Consider the following 18,910-nt stretch of genomic DNA (forward strand, 5'->3'; position numbering starts at 1 on the left):
GCGGAAAACCTCGGCCTTCAGGCCGGGGATGAATAGCGCGGACATCGCAGGTGTCCCTCTCGTTAGCAACATTCTCATTCCGGCGTTTGCTGCTGCTCAATGTACTGGCGAATAATGCTAATGGGTGCACCACCACAACTGCCAGCGAAGTAAGACGGCGACCATAAGGCATTACCCCATAACTTTTTCTTAAGTGTCTCGTACTTTTTCTTCCCGAAAAACGCAGTGCCGCCCGTGCCTAATATCATTGTTTTTTTCCATGGACCAACCATAATTGAGCTATGAAACGCCTTCAAGCATTCAAATTTCAGATTGAACCAAACGGTGAGCAAATCCGCGCCATGCGTCAGTACGCGGGTAATGCTCGCAAGATTTGGAATTTGGCTTTGAATCGTCAGCAAGAGCGACATACGGCCGGTGAAAAATTCACCAACAGCTTTGGCATGAATAAATGGCTGCCAGCGTGGAAGCAGGAATTCCCGTACTTGTGCGACTCTCCCTCACAAACACTGCAACAAGTCACAAAAGACCTGGCCGCTGCGTACAAGAACTTCTTTGAGAAGCGTGCCGATTTTCCACAATTCAAGAAAAAAGGTAGGTCGTCAGACAGCTTTCGCTTTCCGCAAGGTTTCGAGATTGACGAAGCCAATCGACGTATTCGACTCCCAAAGCTAGGCTGGATTCGCTACCGCAAGAGCCGTGGCATCCTCGGACTGGCAAAGAACATCACCGTTTCCTGTGTGGCTGGCAAGTGGTACGCCAGCATTCAGACCGAGCGCGAAGTTGGGCAGCCAATACATCCATCAACGTCGATAGTCGGCCTCGATGCGGGTATCACTCTATTCGCGACGCTCTCTGACGGCACGATGTTCGAGCCGGTCAATGCGCTGCGTACCCGCGCTGCGAAGATGGCAAAGTATCAGCGACGCATGAGCCGCAAGGTCAAATTCAGCCGCAATTGGAAAAAGGCGAAGGCCCGTATCACCCAGTTGCATCAACGGGTTGCTCATACCCGCAATGACTTTCTCCACAAGACATCTAACATCATCAGCAAAAATCACGCGATGGTCGTCATCGAAGATCTGAACGTCACGAATATGAGCAAGTCAGCAAGCGGCACACTTGAGGCACCAAGGCGAAGCGTAAACGCCAAATCCGGCCTTAATAAGTCGATTCTCGATCAGGGCTGGGGCGAGTTCCGCCGCCATTTGGAATACAAGCAGGCATGGCTGGGCGGTGAAGTGTTTGCCGTCAACCCTCGTAACACCAGCCGGGCGTGTCCGGCCTGCGGTCATATTTGTGCAGAGAATCGCAAGACTCAATCGCAATTCGAATGTGTCGAATGTGGGTATGCTGAAAATGCAGACCTCAACGCCGCCATCAATATTTTAAGGGCAGGTCATGCCCGGTTAGCCTGTGAAGTGAACGGTGCGGTAATGCCGTCAGCAACAGGAACCCACCGAAGCGACTCAAGGATGGCTCAATGCCACGCCTGAGCGCAGTAGGAATCCCCGTCCGTCAGGGCGGGGAGGATGTCAAGTCTCAACGCAAGATAATTCACGTAGATTGCGACTGCTTTTACGCCGCCGTGGAAATGCGTGATGACCCTTCCTTGCAAAATGTTCCGCTGGCGGTGGGCGGGCAGGGTGGGCGCGGCGTGGTGACCACCTGCAATTACCAGGCTCGCGCCTACGGCGTGCGTTCGGCCATGCCCGGCGGCGAGGCTCGGCGCCTGTGCCCGGACTTAGTGACCGTGCCGGTGGATATGCCGCGCTACCGGGCGGTGTCGCAGCAGGTGATGGCCATATTGCGCGAGGTAACCGATCTGGTAGAGCCCCTGTCGCTGGACGAAGCATTTTTGGATGTGTCTGACGTGACTGAACATCAGGGCAGCGCCACGCTGATTGCCCGTCACCTGCGCGAGCGGGTCAAGCAGCAAACCGGTATTGTTATTTCCGCCGGGGTGGCGCCGAATAAATTCTTGGCCAAAATTGCCAGCGATTGGGAAAAACCCGACGGCCTGTTCGTGATTCGGCCCCAGGACATTGCCGGGTTTGTGGCGAAACTACCGGTGCAAAAGTTGTTTGGTGTAGGTCAGGTAACCGCGGGCAAGCTCCACGCCATGGGCGCCCAAACCTGCGGCGATCTGCAGCAGCTGGGCGCGGAAATTCTGATAGAGCGTTTTGGCAAGCAGGGTTACCGCTTGCACGAAATGGCCCACGGCCGCGACGAACGCCCTTTGGTGGTGTCGCGCATCGCCAAGTCCCTGAGCGTTGAACGCACCTTTGCTCAGGATTTGCCAGACAAAAACGCCTGTGATGCGGTGCTGGTGAATCTGCTGGACGATTTGCACGCGCGCCTTGTCCGCAAGGCCGAGCACAAGCCCTTGCACAAACTGTTTGTGAAAATCCGTTACAGCGACTTCTCCACCCACACTCTGGAGCGGGTGCGCGAATCCGCGGCGCTGCCCGTTATTGCAGACTATCAGCAACTATTGAATGAACTGATGACAGATACTCAGCGGCCGGTGCGGCTGCTGGGAATGGGTGTAAGGTTTCGGAATGATGAGGCACCGGTCACACAACTGCGTTTGTTTGACTGATCAGGCAGTAAACAGTGGGACAATGTGCGTTGAGACACAGCGCAGAGGCTGAAGTGGACCTTTTGAAACCGCTGAATTAGCCTGGCGGAACCCCCGATTACTGATCTGATGCATTGTTTGGCCGTGCTGCCCGTGTGATGATTCCGTTAACAGAATTCATTATGGGTTAACGGGAACCGGAAAATGGCCGAAAATTGCACGGTGCGAATGGACGACGCAGATGCCTGTGTTGAAGAAGTAATCCGCCGTGTTGGCAACAAGATTATTCTTGGCCTGCCTCTGGGTTTGGGTAAGCCCCTGCGCTTTGTGAATGCCCTGTATCAGCGCGCCAAGCGCGACCCCCAAATCGAATTGCACATTCTCACGGCCCTGTCGCTGGTGAAACCCAGTGGCCGCTCAGCCCTGGAAAAGCGCTTCCTCGAACCTTTCTCAGAGCGCTTGTACGGCGCGATCCCGGATTTAGAATACGCTTTGGATTTGCGGGCCAATAAACTGCCGCCGAATGTGAAAGTGTCGGAGTTCTTTTTCAAGGCCGGCAGTTTTATGCACAACTCGTCCCAACAGCGCCACTATATCAGCCTGAACTACACCCATGCAGTGCGCAATTTGATGGCCATGGGTATCAACGTGGTGGCGCAAATGGTGGCGCCAGGTGATCAAAACGGTGAGCCAGGGCAGGTGAGCCTAAGCTGTAATCCGGACCTGACTCTGGACATTATCCCACTTCTGCGCGCGCGCCAGCGCGAAGAGGGCGTGCCCACCGTTTTGGTGGGTGAGCTGAACCGGCATTTGCCCTGGCTGGGCCGTGATGCCCAGATGCCCGAAGCCGATATAGACTTGGTTTTGGCGCAACCGCAAAGTGATTACCCGATGTTTCCGGCGCCACAAATGGCCATCAGCCCGCCGGATCACCTGATTGGTTTCTATGCCAGCACCTTGGTAAAAGACGGTGGCACCTTGCAGGTGGGTATCGGTTCCCTCGGGGCTGGACTGATCAACAGCACCATTTTGCGCCACCGCCATAACGACGCCTGGAAACGCTTATATCAGCATCTGGACATCGCCGCCCGTTATCCGGCTGTCGATGGTATTGGTGGCACCGGCACGTTTGATCAGGGCCTTTACGGTTGCAGCGAAATGATCATTGACGGTTTTATGCACCTGTTGGAAGCCGGAGTGTTAAAGCGTGAAGTGTTTGCCCACCAGGGGTTGCAGGAGCTGCTGAATCGCGGTGACATCAGCGCGCAGATAAGCCTGAACACCCTGGACGTGCTGCTGCGCGAACACATTATTGCCTCGCCGCTGCGGCTGCAGGATCTGGAGTTCCTGCAGCGATTCGGGATTGTGCATTCCGAGCTGCGTTTGCAAGATGGCCAACTGAGCCTGCAGCAGCGCACCGTGCCCGCCGACATTAACCACCCCGACACCTGCCGGCTACTGAAAGACGGCGGCTTGGGCGACACGCTGAGCAACGGCGTGGTGATGCACGGAGGCTTCTACATCGGTCCCGAATCTTTCTACCAGGCACTGCGTGACCTGTCGCCACAGCAGCGCCGGCGCATCTGCATGACGAGCGTGAACTATATCAATGATCTGTACGACCACCGCTTTGGCAATCAGGCGCTGAAAACCGCCCAGCGCCAGCACGGCCGTTTTATAAACACCACCATGATGTACACCCTGGCGGGCGCGGCAGTGTCTGACGGCCTTGAAGACGGCCGCGTGGTGAGTGGCGTAGGTGGCCAGTACAACTTTGTGGCCATGGGTATGGAATTAGCGGGCGCGCGTTCCATTTTGTGCTTACGCAGCACTCGCAAGGCGGCGGGCAGAGCAGTGTCGAATATTGTGTTTAGCTACGGCCACTGCACCATTCCCCGCCACCTGCGGGACATTGTGATCACCGAATACGGCATTGCCGATTTGCGGGGCCAGTCTGACGAACAGGTTTATCTGCGGCTGATCGCGATTGCCGACGCCCGCTTCCAGGCCGGCCTGCTGCAACAGGCGAAAAAGGCCGGCAAGGTTGCGAAGAGTTTCAAACCGCCAAAAGCCTGGGCCGACAATACACCGGAATATATCCACCAGGCCTTGGCAGCGGTGCCGGGCAACAACCATTTTCCACCGTTTCCCTTTGGCTGCGACTTTACCGCTGAAGAGTTGGTGATTGCTAAAGCACTGAAACGCTTACAGGCTGAAACGGCCACAGGTCGTGGTAAACTGATGACTCTGGTGCAGGCCGCCCGTACCCGCGACGAACAAGGCCGCTTCCAATCGCTGCTAGAACGCATGCAACTGGCCTCGCCTAAAGGGGTGCGCCAGAAGCTGGACCAGCGGCTACTGATTTACGGCCTGCAATTGACTAATACACCCCATTAAGAGCAATGACGCAACCTATGCAAGATTCTTCTCCTACAATTGATGTGTTCACTGTTCACTATGTACTTAAAAATGCCGTTGGTGAGCTGGTAGATACTTCTGAAGGCAGTGAGCCGCTGCATTTTGTCTACGGCAGCCCGGCTATTATTGAGGGCATTCAGCGCGCCGTGAAAGACCGCCGCGTGGGCGACTGTCTGGAAGTTACTGTGCCGCCGGCGATGGCCTACGGTGAGCACCGGGCCGACCTGGTGCGAAAAGTGCCGCGCTCGACGTTCGAAGGCGTAGAGAACTTGCAAGCGGGCATGAAGTTCCAAACCAACACGGGCACCGAGGCACAGGTTGTTCAGGTGATGGGTTTTGACGGCAATCTGGTGCGAATTGATGCCAATCACCCGCTGGCTGGTCTAACCTTGTACTTTGATTTGGAAATTGTTGGCCGCCGCAGCGCCAGTGCAGAGGAAATTGCCCAGGGCCGGCCCCTGTCATAGCCTGAAGTTAGGAAAGACTGTTATGGAACTAACGACTGACAACTGGCGAATCCTGATTGTAGAAGACGACGAACGGCTGGCCAGTCTGACCCGCGATTACCTGCAGAATAACGGGCTTACGGTGTCTATTGAATCCCACGGCGGGGCGGCTGTGGAACGTATTCGAAACGAACAGCCAGACTTTGTGGTGCTTGATCTGATGCTGCCCGGCGAAGACGGCTTGTCTATCTGCCGCCGGGTGCGGCCGCAATACAGCGGCCCGATATTGATGCTAACCGCCAGAACCGACGACATGGACCAGATATTGGGCCTGGAAATGGGCGCCGATGACTACATTGGTAAACCGGTTCAACCGCTGGTGTTATTGGCGCGTATTCGTGCGTTGATGCGCCGCGTCACCGAAAAAAGCCAGCCTCTGGTCGGCAGCGACTCGGTGAGTGAAGGCCCGGTGCGGGTGCAGTTCAACGAGTTGGTGATAGACCGCTCTATGCGCGAAACCTGGCTTTCTGGCGCCACCGTGGATTTAACCAGCGCCGAGTTTGACTTGCTGTGGTTGCTGGCCAGCAACGCGGGCAGGGTGCTCAGCCGTGAAGAAATTTTTACCGCTTTGCGTGGTATTGAATACGACGGTCAAGACCGCTCGATTGACGTGCGGGTGTCCCGTATAAGGCCAAAAATTGGTGACGACCCCATTCACCCACGGCGCATAAAAACCGTGCGTAGCAAAGGCTATCTGTTCGTAAAAGAAGCCTGAGCAGTTGCTAATGGCTGAGTAGTTGCGAAAGCTTGAATAGTTGCGAAAGCCTGAATAGCTGCTTAAACCCGAGTTTTTGTTTGAGCCAGAGTGCGCACCATGCCCCTGATCTACCTTCTAAAACTGTATGCCCGCCTAGCCGGTTTCGTGCTGTTGATGGTGGTGCTCTGTGTATTGCTGTTTCAGGGCCTGAACGGTATTCGCCAGCAAATGTGGCTGGAACACCATGGCACAGCGCTGATGCAATGGCTGGCGTCGTCTGCAGACCCTGTCGGCCATTACGCTTGGCTGGTGCCGACCTATAACCTTGAGGTAGGCCCGGCCACGCAGTTGGCCGATACCGCGGTTGTTCGCGAACGCCTGAGTTACGGCCAGGTGGTGGTATTGCCATCCAGTCTGGGCCAGCGCCTGTTAATTGCCCGTGAAGACGGCCAAGTACTCGCCCTGAATCTGGCCACGCCTTATCGCGACATTGTGCGCGCCAGCGCGCTGGTTTTTCGCTGGCACCTGGACAGCTCGCCGGTTGAACGTCGTCCCGAAACCCTGCGTTATTTAAGCGCGTCATTGGGCATTGGCGCTTATTCCATTGATACCAGTGAGCGCTTGCCACCCACCGATGTGTTGCGACAATTAGTCCGTGACGGCCTGGTGCTGTACACCGCGAAATCCGAAGAGGCGCCCCGGGTGGCGTTGCAGCTGGCTGACGGCGAAATGGTGGTGCTGGTGCCACCACCGCCGTTCACATCCTGGAACCTGGCGATTATTTTGCTACTGTGTCTGCTGATGGCAGCGGCGCTGGCACTGTTGCTCGGATTTGTGGCACGCGCTTGGGATGGGCGTTTGCTGAAGGTTGAATCCGCAGCCCTGCGCATTGCCCGTGGTGATTTGGCGGCGCGGGTAGAACCCGGCTCCAGCCTGCTGCAACAGCGCTTGGGGGCGGCGTTCAATAGCATGGCCGAACATATTCAGCGCCTGGTGCAGGTGCAGCACGACATGATCCATGCGGTGTCCCACGAGCTACGCACCCCGGTGGCGCGCATTCGCTTTGGCGTGCAGATGTTGGCCGACAGCGACAAGTCTCAGCGCAGCGAGGAGCAGTTGCAGGGCATAGACGGCGACATTCAGGAACTGGACGACTTGATAGACGAAATACTGACTTACGCTCGGCTAGAGCAGAGCGAGGCCAAGTTCCTTCTGCAGCAGACATCTATGCCAGATCTGCTGCGCCAGGTCATTGCCCAACAGCAGCTCTTGCACCCAACCGTGGTGATGGAGCTGGATGTAGATGGCGCCAGTGAGGCACTGTTCACGGCCGACGTAGAACCGCGCTATTTACACCGTGCTATTCAGAATCTGGTGGGTAACGCCGCACGCTACGCCAGCCACCAGGTGCGTGTGCGCTGCCGGCTAGACACCGACAATTGCCGCATTGATGTGGAAGACGACGGCCAGGGCATACCGCGTTCAGACTGGGACCGGGTGTTTATTGCATTTTCACGGCTGGATGACAGCCGCACCCGCACCTCGGGCGGGTACGGATTAGGGCTGTCGATTGTGCGGCGCATTATGTACTGGCACGGTGGCCAGGCATTTGTAGGCGCAAGTGCCACCCTCGGCGGCGCTTGCTTTAGCCTCGTATGGCCTCGTGTTCAAACGCAATCAGGTGGTCTGCATCAACTCGCACAGGAACAAGATCACCCACATTGAAATCCAGGTGGCTACGGAACAGCGCCTCAAACTCGGTGGATTCGGAACAGCGAAAACGGTAGAGCGTGGATGTACCGGCAAAGGTTTTTTCAATCACCCTGGGCCGCAAAGGCGAATGTTCATCATAAATGATGTCATCGGGCCGAATCAGTACATCGACCGGTGTGCCCGCGTCCCATTTGTAAGCCCGGTTACCGTGAACAACGCCGAGTTCCGACTGTATGGCGTCTGGCCCCAGAGTGCTGCCTAATACAAAGCTGCCCTGGCCCACAAAGCTGGCAACAAAGCGGTTTGTTGGCTCGTGATACAGGTTGAACGGCACGTCCCATTGCTGAATACGGCCTTTTTGCAGTACCGCCACTTGGTCGCACATGGCAAAGGCTTCTTGCTGGTCGTGGGTCACCAGAATGGCGCTGATCCCCAGAGTTTTCAGAATGTCTCGTACATCCAGACTTAGCCGCCGGCGCAAGTCCGCGTCCAGATTGGAAAACGGCTCGTCCAGTAAAATCAGCGTGGGCTCTGGTGCCAGCGCGCGAGCCAGAGCAACCCGCTGCTGCTGCCCGCCCGACAATTCGTGAGGGTAGCAGTTGGCAAGGTCCTGCAGTTGCACCAGCTCCAGTAATTCCGTGACCTTGCGTTGGCGCTCGGCTTTGCTCAGGCGGTTCAAACCAAAACCCACGTTGTCGGCAATGCTCAAGTGCGGGAAAAGCGCGTAATCCTGAAATACCATGCCAATACGGCGTTTTTCCGGCGGCAGAGCGCGGCCGGGCAGGCTGATGGCCTGGCCCTGAAGGCTGATTTTGCCATCGCTAAGGGGTAAAAAGCCGGCCAGGGCCCGCAAAATAGTGCTTTTGCCACAGCCGCTAGGGCCCAGCAGGCAGCCAATGTCGCCCTGGCGCAGGGCAAAACTGACGTTCTTCACCACAGCTTCGCCGCCATAACCGCAGCACAGATTGTTGACTTCGAGCAGCCAGTCAGACGCGATTGCGGGCTTGTCCATAATTAATCCAGACGTTTAAGAATCAGGAATTCCAGCAGGGCTTTTTGTGCGTGCAGGCGGTTTTCAGCTTCCTGCCACACAACCGAGCCCGAATGCTCCATCATGTCTTGCGAGATTTCTTCGCCGCGATGTGCCGGCAGGCAATGCATAAACAGGGCGTCTTTAGCGGCTAATGCCATCAACTGCGGGTTAATCTGGTAACTCGAAAACGCCTGTTCACGGGCTTTCTGCTCGCTTTCCTGGCCCATGGAGGCCCACACATCGGTAACTAGCAGGTTGGCGTTGCGGGCAGCGTCTGCTGGCTCACGCATCACCGTGACATGTTCTTTGTGTGCTTCAAATACGGAGGCGTCTGGCTCATAGCCTTTCGGGCAAGCCACATTCAGATGAAAGCCGAACATTGCCGCAGCGTTGATGTAGGAATGACACATATTGTTGCCATCGCCGATCCAGGCCACCGTGGCGCCGCGAATGCTGCCGCGGTTTTCGCGATAGGTTTGCATATCTGCCAGCAGCTGGCAGGGATGGAAGTCGTCGGTCAGCGCGTTTATGACCGGCGCTGAGGATGCAGCCGCAAAGCGCTCTACGGCATTGTGGGCGAAGGTACGGATCATAACCGCGTCAACCATGCTGGAGATAACAATGGCTGAATCTTCAATCGGTTCGCCACGGCCCAACTGGGTGTCGCGGGGCGACAAAAACAACGCCGAGCCACCAAGCTGCATCATGCCGGCTTCGAAGGATACCCGGGTGCGGGTAGACGACTTTTCAAAAATCATCGCCAGTACCCGATTCTTCAAGGTGTCGCGGGTAACGCCCTGGTGCCATTCCTTACGCAGGCGTGAGCCGTGGTCCAGCAGCGCTTCCAGTTCATCGGGAGTCAGGTCGTTCAGTGTTAAAAAATGTCGTATCGCCATGGAATGGCCCTTACCTCGCTGGAGGCCCGTGTTGCCGGGGCTTCTAGCCTGATGATTGTTGATATAAAGTGAAAAAATAGGGGCAATCAGTCTAGCCGCTCTATGGTGGCATGACAACGATCAGGGCCAGCCGGTGCCCCGTCTTTAGCGATAAGGGACAGATTTCAAATCTGTCCCTGCATGTTCTGAGTCAAAGCGCGAGCGGTCGGCGACGGTTGGTAGGTCTGCCGGGTCCGTGTACAATGACTGGAACTGATTGCATTAACGCAAGCCTTCCCTTTTTCATTTTAGCTTCCAGCAGAGGTAGATAACATGGATATGAACGACACCATTAAAAGCCAACTCGAAGAAAACTCGGTCATTCTGTATATGAAGGGTTCTCCTCAAGCGCCACAGTGCGGTTTTTCGGCAAAAACAGTTCAGGCGTTAATGGCCTGCGGCGAGAAATTTGCGTTTGTAAACATTCTGGACAACCCGGAACTGCGTGAAGCGCTGAAAGTGCACTCTAGCTGGCCTACTTACCCGCAGCTGTATATTAGCGGCGAATTGGTTGGCGGCTGCGACATCATTATGGAAATGTCGGAAAACGGCGAGCTGGCCACAGCTGTCAAAGCTGCGTGCAAGCAGGCAGAGGCCTGATACGCCATTTTCAGTGCCAGGAAACGCTGCGCAGCGTTAATGAAACCTTTGCGGCTGGGACAAAACCCAGGCAATTGAGAAAGAGTGTGCAGTGAGAATAGAAAATGCCGGCTATACGCCGGCATTTTTTGTTCGAGGTACGAGGCTTTTAACGAAATGAGCGAAATTCCAATTCAAAATCTCTGATTTAGTGTTGGATGGATAGCGACTATTTTGGTCGGTCCTGGTTCTCAATGTAGGCACGGAGAACGTCGATCGGCGCCCCACCCACTGACAATAAGCAGTACGACCGACTCCACAGCGCGCTTGTGCCCCCGTAAAACTCTTTGAGTTGGGCGCCATATTCCTTTTTGATCATCCGGCTGCTGACGGTTTTCAGCGTGTTGATCAGTTTTGCCGGTGTAACCATCGGGTGAAGCGTGATCAGTGCGTGAATGTGATCAGCTTCGCCGTTGAACTCATCCAGCCCGCAATCATCGGCGCTTAACAGTCGGATAAACTCATCTTCAAGCCAGAGCAGCATGTCATCATTCAGGCACTTATTCCGATATTTGGTCACCAACACCAAATGATATTGGAGTTTGTAAACGCACGAGTTATGACTTCTTTTCATCGAAAATTTCCACTGTATAAACGATTGACGCCAAGTTGGTCAGGTTGTAATATTATCAACATGAACAACGAGAAATCAACCCACATTCGCACCCAGCAAATCCTCATTCGAAAGAATCATGAGGCGTTTCGCGGGGCCAGCGTTTGCACTCAGATTGTTGGCCAGGAATGGACCTCTTATTTTGCGGCTCTGCGGGCGTACAAGAAGATGCCTTCCAGCTTCAAGGCCCAACCGAAGAAGCCCGGTTACGCCCACAAAGCGGCCACCGTCCACATTGGACGAAACGGCTTCAAGTTTGTTGACGGGACTCTGCACTTTGCCAGCGACGTGTTGCCACCGATCAAAACGCAGTTTCGGTTTTCACAAAACTGGAATGCTTTGGTGGTGACACCATAGCCCTTGAGGTGCGGATCGTACCCAAGGGCAACTGCTTCATTATCGAAATCGTTTACAACGAATCAAAGATTGTGGAGGCGGGTCGCTTCTGCCGTCTTCTCGACACATCCCGCAAGGCCGGGATCGATTTAGGCATCAACAATCTTATCGCCCTCGCAACCGATCAGCCGGGCGTTCGCCCTGTTCTGATCAACGGTAAAGCGCTGAAATCGATCAATGCCTGGTACAACAAACGTGTGGCCAAACTTCGCTCTCAAGGCAAATACGCCCACATCCGCGCCGTGACGAATAAACGAAATCGCCGGATAAAAGACCTGTTGCACAGGGCCTCCAGCAAGGTGATCGCGTATTGCCGGGAGAACAACATCGGGACGCTGGTCATCGGTTATAACAAACACTGGAAGCAGGAGGTCAATATTGGCCGTGTGAATAACCAGAAATTTGTCGGTATTCCGCATGCCATTCTGATCTCTCAAATCCAATACAAGTGCCAAGCTCTCGGCATCACCACCGTTATTCAGGAAGAGTCGTACACCTCCAAGGCATCCGCTCTGGACAACGACTTCATGCCGGTTTACGGCAACAATCCTGAAAACGTCGTACCACTATTCAGCGGAAAGCGAATCCGCCGAGGGTTGTATCAAAGCAAACACGGGATCATAAACGCCGACATCAACGGCGCTCTTAATATCCTCAGAAAAGCAACGGGTGAGGCCTTAGGGCTAGCCTGTAAGGGGTGTGTGTCCAACCCCATAATGATGGATCTTATGCCACACAAATCCGTCGTTATTAGAAGGGAAAATACTGCGCATCAGATCGCCGCGTAGTAGGTTTACCCAGATGCCAATTCAAAATCTTCGATTTAGTGTTGGTAGTTCACCCTGCTTTGCTTCGAAGAGACCCCACCACCGCGTTCAGTGCGCGGTCAATCAGCGCTCCTTGCTCCAGCAGCGTCAACCGGCCACGGCACATTTCCTGGGCAAGCTCGGTGCGGGTTTTTTCAATCACTTTCAGCCCCATGCGGTTAACGAACACAAAGCAGTCGGCTTCTTCAATAATAGCCGACAGTTTGCAACGGAAGCTGGCGCCGTTTACCAGGCTGAATTCTACCCAGCTACCGGTTTCAATCTGGTCAATCTTATCCATGTATTCAGAAATGGAGTTGTCTTGCAGTTCTTCGCCGATGTCCTCTTTTGCAGGGCCTGGCGTTACTACTAAAGGCTCTGGGCGGGTTTCTATAGCCGCGTTGGTGCGGAACGCCTCGGCCAGTTCATGTTTGAGCTGGGCCATCATTTCGTCGAGTTTGGACGAATTAAACGACACTTCTTCAAGCCCGGCGCGCAAGGTTTTCAGCAACCCCGGTACCACACGAACCCACTGGTCGCGTTCGGCATCCTCGTGATGGGGGTGCAGGCACCAGATCAGGTCGTCCAGTACTTTTACCGACTCGTTCCAGCGGTGCTCCATCTCGTCCCTGAGGTAGGTCAGGAACATAACCCGGCTCCAACCATTAACAACAATGGTATGAATGGTGTGCGGCAGTTTGTAACGGGCCAGCTTCTCTTTCAGTATCGTGTCGACAGTCTGCTGGGCTTTCTGTGATTTTATACGGCCACGCTCAGATTCGCGGGTGCGCTGCTCCACCAGGGTTGAACGCTTGTTTTCCCGCTCCAGAAAAGCGTCGAATTCGTCATGTAGGGCAACAAACAACGATATGTCGCCGTCAAACTCTTCAAGAATCCGCTGCACAATGGTGTGAATCTGGTTGTAAAGTTTGTCTCGCGACTTTTCATCGCTGTTGCTCCAGCCAATGCCGGCGCGGGCAAGGTTATTGAGCAGGCGCCGAGCGGGATGGCCGCCATGGCTGAAGAACGTTTTGTCGCGCATCACCACTTTCAGTATGGGTATCTGCAAGCGGCTGATCAGCACCTGAATGGGTGCTGACAGGTTATCGTCGTCCAGAATGAAATCGAACAGCATAGACACAAGATTAATGAGGTCTTCATCGGCCTCGGTTATGGCGGGCTTGCGGCCGTCTTTGCGCTTTACCTGCGCCAGAAGTTGGTGCATCAACTCCAGTAGATCTATAGTCAGCGGCTCGCCTCGGCTGAGGTCTTCGCTGAGGCCTGTGTAGCCAAAGTTGTCAAATGTGTTCTGCGCCGGCAAAGCGTTAAGAAGTTCGCCAAGTTCAGCGGCAGACACACGGTATACCGGGCGGCTGTCAGAACGCTGCTGCGGCATACCGGCATTGCTACGTTGGTGCGCAAGCATGCTGCGTATCTGTTCGAATACCGCGATTTCGCCTGCGGCATCAGCCTGCGAGGCGCTCGTTGAATCCGCGCTACCGGCTGCTTTGCCGCCTCTACCCGGGCTTTGCGAGGTATTTTTACCCTGATGGCGAAAGTGGGGGATTACCCCCGCCTGCACCAAAATGCGGTTGGCTTCGTCTAGCAGCATGCCCAGATTAGACATAACGTAGCGGTCAAACTGCTTCAGCAGAATCAGGCGCTCGCGAATCTGGATTTCCATGGGCTGTATGGCGTGTATAAACGCCTGGCCCAAGTGCTCTGGCGCCAAGGGGTTGGATATAACGCCGTCTGCTGTTTTATATACTTGACTGAAGCGCGCCTCCAGCTGAATCAGCTGGCCTTGAAAGTGCGCTTTGGCTTTTCCGGCCATGGCGTTTAACGCAACCTGTTCTTCCAGGTCGTCATTGCCCACCAGCGCGAGGTTGTCTGCGTCTATGGCCTGGGGCTGGTTATCGGAACTGGTCTGGCTGGGTGGCGACACAAAAAATGCACTTATCGCTTCGCTGAACTCGCGTTCAACGCCTTTGCGCTTGATGCGAATTTCCCGCATGGCTTCAAAGTAGCGGTTTTGCTCATTGTTGTTGCGGCAGTTGTTAGCAAGTTCAAATAGCGAATCGTCGACGGCGTCCAGCGCACCCTGTAACAAGTCACCCAGGCCTGCAACAACCGTTTCCCGAATGCGTACCACCTCGGGTGGAACAGGCGCGACTTCCCCGTTAGCGCCTTTCGAACGCTCGTGGATATAATGAATGCCGGACTGTTCGCTCATGGCAGGTTTCTGTCTCTCTCTCCGCCTTGGCCCTTTATAGGCTGCTTCTAAAAAGGGAATTACGCTTATTGGTCAAATTTAACCCATCTGAATCTTTTTTTATACGTTTGCTTTTCAGTTTTCACGACAGGCTCACAAAATCAGGCGCCCGCGGTTACCAAAGCTGGCGCTGTATTCACCGGCCAAGCCCGCGGTTTTTGCGTTTTTTGGGGTGAACAATGGCCGCCTTCACAACATTATCTTTAATTTGTAGTACTTCAACCCGATGTCCACCAACCCTCAGGCACACATTGCTGTCGGGGATATTCTCCAGGGTTTCGGTAATCAAACCGTTCAGGGTTTTCGGGCCGTCTATGGGCAACTTCCAGGCCAGGCTTTTGTTAATTACCCGCAGCGAGGCGGAGCCATCAATAATATAAGTGCCATTGTCTTGGGGAATAATGTCTGGGCTGGTGGATGCATAGTCGGTGGTGAACTCGCCCACGATTTCTTCAAGTATGTCTTCCAAAGTGGCCAGGCCCAGAACTTCGCCGTATTCGTCTACCACAATGCCAAAGCGACGGCGGCCCTTCTGGAAGTTAATCAGCTGGGTGTTCAGTGGTGTGCTTTCCGGTACAAAGTAGGGCTCGGTGCACAGCTGTACAATCATGTCTTTGTTCAGGTCATCTTTTTGCAGCAGTTTGGCGATGTTGCGCAAATGCAGAATGCCCTGAATTTCATTGATATCGCCTTTATAAACCGGCAGGCGGGTGTGCTGGCTATTGCGTAACAAGCGCAGAATGCTGTTCAGGTCGTTATCCAGATCAATCCCGACGACTTCGTTACGGGGCACCATAATGTCCGTCACGGTGACTTTTTCCAGGTCCAGTATGCTCACCAGCATATCTTTGTGCTTGGCCGGAATCAGCGCGCCGGCTTCGTTTACCAGGGTGCGTAACTCCTCGCGGCTGAGGTGGTCGTTGGCAATGTCTTCCGGCGACACCCGCAGCAGTTTCAAAATGCCGCCGGTGAACAGGTTTACCGCCCATACCACCGGGTAGAGTATTTTTAGCAGCGGAGCCAGAACATAACTGGCAGGAAAGGCGATTTTTTCCGGAAACAGTGCGGCCAACGTCTTTGGCGTAACCTCCGCAAAAATCAGGATAACAATGGTCAGTAGTACGGTGGCTATGGCAATACCGGCGTCGCCCCAGATGCGTATGGCGATGACCGTGGCAATGGCCGAGGCAGAGATGTTAACGAAGTTGTTGCCAATCAGGATAACGCCGATCAGCTGATCGGTGCGCTGCAGAAGCCTGTGGGCGCGCTTGGCGCCTTTGTGACCGGTTTGCGCCATGTGCTTCAGGCGATACCGGTTCAGCGTCATCATTCCGGTTTCGGAGCTGGAAAAGAAGGCCGATAGCAAAATCAGTCCGGCTAGCGTAATAAACAGCGCGGTCAGCGATGTTTCGTTCAAGCGAGGTGTCCTCTCTATTTTTGAAGAGCGTGGAAGGCGCTACCGTTTTACAGGCCGCGATGGAAAATCAGTTCCAGCACCAGCTTGCTGCCATAGAACGCTACCATTAATAACGCGCAGCCTGCCAGTGTCCAGCGGCTTGCGGTCACCCCGCGCCAGCCTCTGGTGTGGCGGCCAATCAGCAAGGCCACAAACACCAGCAACGAGAGTATCGAAAACAGAGTTTTGTGGGCAATGTCCTGGGCGAACAGGTCTTCGACAAAAAGAGCGCCGGTAACAATGGCTAGAATCAGTAGCACAACACCGGCCCACACCAGTTCGAACAGCACCGACTCCATGGTTTGCAGGGGGGGCAGGTTGCGCACCAGGCGGCTGTTGTAGTTGCTCTTCAGTTGGCGGTTTTGGATATACAACAACACGGCCTGAATCGCCGCCAGGCTGAACAGGCTGTAAGCGGTGACCGACAGGGCAATGTGGGTCAGCATGCCATAGCTGTGCTCTGGCACCAGCCGCGCTGGAGTGGGCGCTGCCAGCGCAACAATAATGGTCAGGCCGGCCAGGGGGTATACGCCTAATAGAAGGTTTTGTAGGGGTTTGGTAAGATTCAGGCCAAGTAGCAGGAATGTGATCAGCCAGGAGATGATGAGCGAGCTGCGCACAATGCTGAAATCGAAACCGCCGTCATGATGCACAATCTGAGTGATCAGCAATGCGTGGCCCACCAAGGCCAAAATGCCCACCAATGTGGTCATTGCCAAGCTGCTTTGCACCCGGCCGCGGAAATGAAGGGCCTGCAGGGCCGTGCCGATGCTGTATAACAGAAGTGAGGTAACCGCGAGAATCAGCGTTCCCATAAAGTGTTAATCCTGGGCTGCCCTATATGCCACTGTTCAGGCTGAGGTTTACGGCGCATTAAAAGTGATTTCACTGAGCTGGTCGTTTCGGGACGATAGTCTGGTTATAATGTGCCAATTATGCAACCGGAATCAACAGGCCCCGGGGTCTGATGTTTCCTGAATACTCTTATCCGGGTACGGAAGAACCGCATGTTTGAAAATCTACAGGACCGACTCTCCGGCAGTCTGCGCAAAATCACGGGTCAGGCGCGGCTTACCGAAGACAATATCAAAGATACGCTGCGTGAAGTTCGCATGGCGCTGCTTGAAGCCGACGTTGCTTTGCCGGTGGTTAAGGACTTCGTAGAGGGTGTTCGCCAGCGTGCCATTGGCCAGGAAGTTCAGCGTAGCCTGACACCCGGCCAGGTGTTTGTGAAAGTGGTGCAGCAGGAGCTTGAGCGGGTGATGGGCGAGGCCAACACCGGCCTGAATCTGTCGGTTGCTCCGCCTGCGGTCATCATGATGGCGGGCCTGCAGGGTGCCGGTAAAACCACCACCGTTGCCAAGCTGGCGCGATTCCTGAAAGAGCGCCAGAAGAAAAGCGTGATGGTGGTCAGTGCTGACATTTACCGGCCGGCCGCTATCAAGCAGCTGGAAACCCTGGCCAACGAGGTAGGCGTAGAGTTCTTCCCCAGCTCCGCCGACCAAAACCCGGTTGCCATTGCCGAAGGCGCCATTAGCGCAGCGCGCAAGAAACACATTGATGTGGTGATACTGGATACCGCCGGCCGCCTCGCCATCGATGAAATGATGATGGGCGAAATCAGCCGCCTGCACGCCGCGGTAAAACCGATAGAAACCCTGTTCGTGGTAGACGCCATGACCGGGCAAGACGCCGCCAACACCGCCAAGGCCTTTAACGAAGCCTTGCCGCTGACAGGTGTGGTGCTTACCAAAACCGACGGCGATGCCCGTGGCGGTGCTGCCCTGTCGGTACGTCACATTACTGGCAAGCCGATCAAATTCCTGGGTGTGGGTGAAAAATCCGACGCTTTGGAGCTGTTTCATCCAGATCGGGTGGCGTCACGCATCCTGGGTATGGGCGATGTGCTTTCTCTTATAGAGGAAGCCGAGCGCAAGCTGGACCAGAGCAAGGCCGAGAAGCTCACCAAAAAGATCAAGAAAGGCAAAAGCTTTGATCTTGAAGACTTCCGTGACCAACTCCAGCAAATGAAAAGTATGGGCGGCATTGGCGGCCTGATGGACAAGCTGCCGGGCATGGGCCAGATGGCTAAGGTGGCCCAGCAGCAGGTAAACGACAAGTCGATGGGGCAAATGGAAGCGATTATCTGTTCCATGACATCCAAAGAGCGCCGTTACCCGGACACTATCAACAACTCCCGCAAGCGTCGTATTGCCAATGGCTCCGGTTCGCAGATTCAAGATGTGAACCGGCTGCTTAAGCAGCACAAGCAAATGCAGAAGATGATGAAAAAGTTTAGTAAGAAAGGCGGAATGGCCAACATGATGCGCGGTTTGGGTGGTATGATGCCGCCCGGCGGTGGAGGCGGTCAGCCTCCCTTTGGTCGTATGTAAAATGCCTTACGCCTAAAACAGGGAAACAACCGGTTTCGCTGTTTTCTTTGGCGCTTTTTTAGCATAGAATAGCGCCCCTTTCGAGTATGGGTCTTCATGTTAGCCGCTTTTGGCTGCATTGAATCGTACAAAGTTCGTACAACAGAACAGGATATTGGTTAAATGGTAAAAATCCGTTTGGCTCGCGGCGGCTCTAAGAAGCGCCCGTTCTACCATCTGACAGTGACCGACAGCCGCAAAGCACGCGACAGTCGTTTTATTGAACGTGTCGGCTTCTTCAACCCGATTGCCCGTGGACAGGAAGAGCGTCTGCGTGTTGATCGTGAGCGTGTTGCGCACTGGATCAGCCAAGGCGCACAGCCTAGCGATCGCGTTGCCCAACTGCTGAAAACCGCAGACTGATCTATCAGAGCAATCTGAAGATTAGCCTGACACACACCGGGGTGACACAC

At 54.8% G+C, this 18,910-nt stretch carries 18 protein-coding genes; 11 read left to right on the forward strand and 7 right to left on the reverse strand.

Annotation, left to right across the window (positions count from 1 at the left end; genetic code table 11):
• Positions 1-74: 74 nt before the first annotated feature.
• Positions 75-272 carry a transposase gene (locus ATI45_RS20815; protein WP_323807660.1) on the reverse strand — a complete coding sequence of 66 codons (198 nt, stop codon included), beginning with the start codon at positions 270-272 and terminating at the stop codon, positions 75-77.
• 9 nt (positions 273-281) lie between these two features.
• Here ATI45_RS20815 and ATI45_RS20820 point away from each other — a divergent pair, with 9 nt between their 5' ends.
• From ATI45_RS20820 to ATI45_RS20845, 6 genes are all read left to right on the forward strand, one after another.
• Positions 282-1,496 (forward strand): RNA-guided endonuclease InsQ/TnpB family protein, encoded by a 1,215-nt coding sequence (locus tag ATI45_RS20820; RefSeq protein ID WP_098421449.1) that lies wholly within the window; start codon positions 282-284, stop codon positions 1,494-1,496.
• The gene (gene dinB / locus ATI45_RS20825) at positions 1,484-2,602 is read left to right on the forward strand and encodes a DNA polymerase IV (protein WP_098421450.1); all 1,119 of its coding nucleotides are present in this window, start codon (positions 1,484-1,486) and stop codon (positions 2,600-2,602) included. Before ATI45_RS20820 ends, dinB begins: the two co-directional genes overlap by 13 nt.
• A gap of 183 nt (positions 2,603-2,785) precedes the next feature.
• On the forward strand, positions 2,786-4,978 hold the full coding sequence (locus tag ATI45_RS20830; protein WP_098421451.1) for an acetyl-CoA hydrolase/transferase C-terminal domain-containing protein: 2,193 nt from the start codon (positions 2,786-2,788) through the stop codon (positions 4,976-4,978).
• Between the two features lie 17 nt (positions 4,979-4,995).
• Positions 4,996-5,466 (forward strand): FKBP-type peptidyl-prolyl cis-trans isomerase, encoded by a 471-nt coding sequence (locus tag ATI45_RS20835; protein ID WP_098421452.1) that lies wholly within the window; start codon positions 4,996-4,998, stop codon positions 5,464-5,466.
• Positions 5,467-5,488: 22 nt separating this feature from the next.
• Positions 5,489-6,220: a winged helix-turn-helix domain-containing protein gene (locus tag ATI45_RS20840; protein WP_098421453.1), complete on the forward strand. Its 732-nt coding sequence runs from the start codon at positions 5,489-5,491 to the stop codon at positions 6,218-6,220.
• Positions 6,221-6,319: 99 nt separating this feature from the next.
• Entirely contained in the window at positions 6,320-7,927 is a 1,608-nt protein-coding gene (locus ATI45_RS20845; RefSeq protein ID WP_098421454.1) for an ATP-binding protein, read from the forward strand.
• On the opposite strand, the gene ATI45_RS20850 is transcribed toward ATI45_RS20845, so the two are convergent.
• Positions 7,848-8,927: an ABC transporter ATP-binding protein gene (locus ATI45_RS20850; RefSeq protein ID WP_098421455.1), complete on the reverse strand. Its 1,080-nt coding sequence runs from the start codon at positions 8,925-8,927 to the stop codon at positions 7,848-7,850. The two genes, ATI45_RS20845 and ATI45_RS20850, sit on opposite strands and share 80 nt — an antisense overlap.
• A gap of 2 nt (positions 8,928-8,929) precedes the next feature.
• Positions 8,930-9,844, reverse strand: coding sequence for an ornithine carbamoyltransferase (gene argF / locus ATI45_RS20855; protein WP_098421456.1), 915 nt, complete (start codon positions 9,842-9,844; stop codon positions 8,930-8,932).
• A gap of 312 nt (positions 9,845-10,156) precedes the next feature.
• Between argF and grxD the strand changes: the two genes are divergently transcribed.
• On the forward strand, positions 10,157-10,483 hold the full coding sequence (grxD, locus tag ATI45_RS20860) for a Grx4 family monothiol glutaredoxin (RefSeq protein ID WP_098421457.1): 327 nt from the start codon (positions 10,157-10,159) through the stop codon (positions 10,481-10,483).
• 208 nt (positions 10,484-10,691) lie between these two features.
• On the opposite strand, the gene tnpA is transcribed toward grxD, so the two are convergent.
• Entirely contained in the window at positions 10,692-11,096 is a 405-nt protein-coding gene (gene tnpA / locus ATI45_RS20865; protein ID WP_098421458.1) for an IS200/IS605 family transposase, read from the reverse strand.
• 60 nt (positions 11,097-11,156) lie between these two features.
• Here tnpA and ATI45_RS22935 point away from each other — a divergent pair, with 60 nt between their 5' ends.
• Both ATI45_RS22935 and ATI45_RS20870 read left to right on the forward strand, forming a co-directional pair.
• Positions 11,157-11,492, forward strand: coding sequence for a hypothetical protein (locus ATI45_RS22935; protein ID WP_228736034.1), 336 nt, complete (start codon positions 11,157-11,159; stop codon positions 11,490-11,492).
• Positions 11,493-11,500: 8 nt separating this feature from the next.
• On the forward strand, positions 11,501-12,319 hold the full coding sequence (locus ATI45_RS20870) for an RNA-guided endonuclease InsQ/TnpB family protein (RefSeq protein WP_267284066.1): 819 nt from the start codon (positions 11,501-11,503) through the stop codon (positions 12,317-12,319).
• Between the two features lie 49 nt (positions 12,320-12,368).
• Here the strand turns inward: ATI45_RS20870 and ATI45_RS20875 are convergent, their stop codons facing one another.
• From ATI45_RS20875 to ATI45_RS20885, 3 genes are all read right to left on the reverse strand, one after another.
• Positions 12,369-14,570: a DUF1631 domain-containing protein gene (locus ATI45_RS20875; protein ID WP_098421459.1), complete on the reverse strand. Its 2,202-nt coding sequence runs from the start codon at positions 14,568-14,570 to the stop codon at positions 12,369-12,371.
• Between the two features lie 175 nt (positions 14,571-14,745).
• Positions 14,746-16,026: an HlyC/CorC family transporter gene (locus ATI45_RS20880; RefSeq protein WP_098421460.1), complete on the reverse strand. Its 1,281-nt coding sequence runs from the start codon at positions 16,024-16,026 to the stop codon at positions 14,746-14,748.
• Between the two features lie 47 nt (positions 16,027-16,073).
• The gene (locus tag ATI45_RS20885) at positions 16,074-16,880 is read right to left on the reverse strand and encodes a cytochrome C assembly family protein (protein ID WP_098421461.1); all 807 of its coding nucleotides are present in this window, start codon (positions 16,878-16,880) and stop codon (positions 16,074-16,076) included.
• A 192-nt stretch (positions 16,881-17,072) separates the two neighbouring features.
• Between ATI45_RS20885 and ffh the strand changes: the two genes are divergently transcribed.
• Both ffh and rpsP read left to right on the forward strand, forming a co-directional pair.
• Entirely contained in the window at positions 17,073-18,458 is a 1,386-nt protein-coding gene (gene ffh, locus ATI45_RS20890; protein WP_098421462.1) for a signal recognition particle protein, read from the forward strand.
• A 162-nt stretch (positions 18,459-18,620) separates the two neighbouring features.
• Positions 18,621-18,860 carry a 30S ribosomal protein S16 gene (rpsP, locus tag ATI45_RS20895; RefSeq protein WP_007348783.1) on the forward strand — a complete coding sequence of 80 codons (240 nt, stop codon included), beginning with the start codon at positions 18,621-18,623 and terminating at the stop codon, positions 18,858-18,860.
• Positions 18,861-18,910 lie beyond the last annotated feature (50 nt).

The sequence above is a fragment of the Marinobacter sp. LV10MA510-1 genome (genome assembly GCF_002563885.1).
Lineage (GTDB): Bacteria > Pseudomonadota > Gammaproteobacteria > Pseudomonadales > Oleiphilaceae > Marinobacter.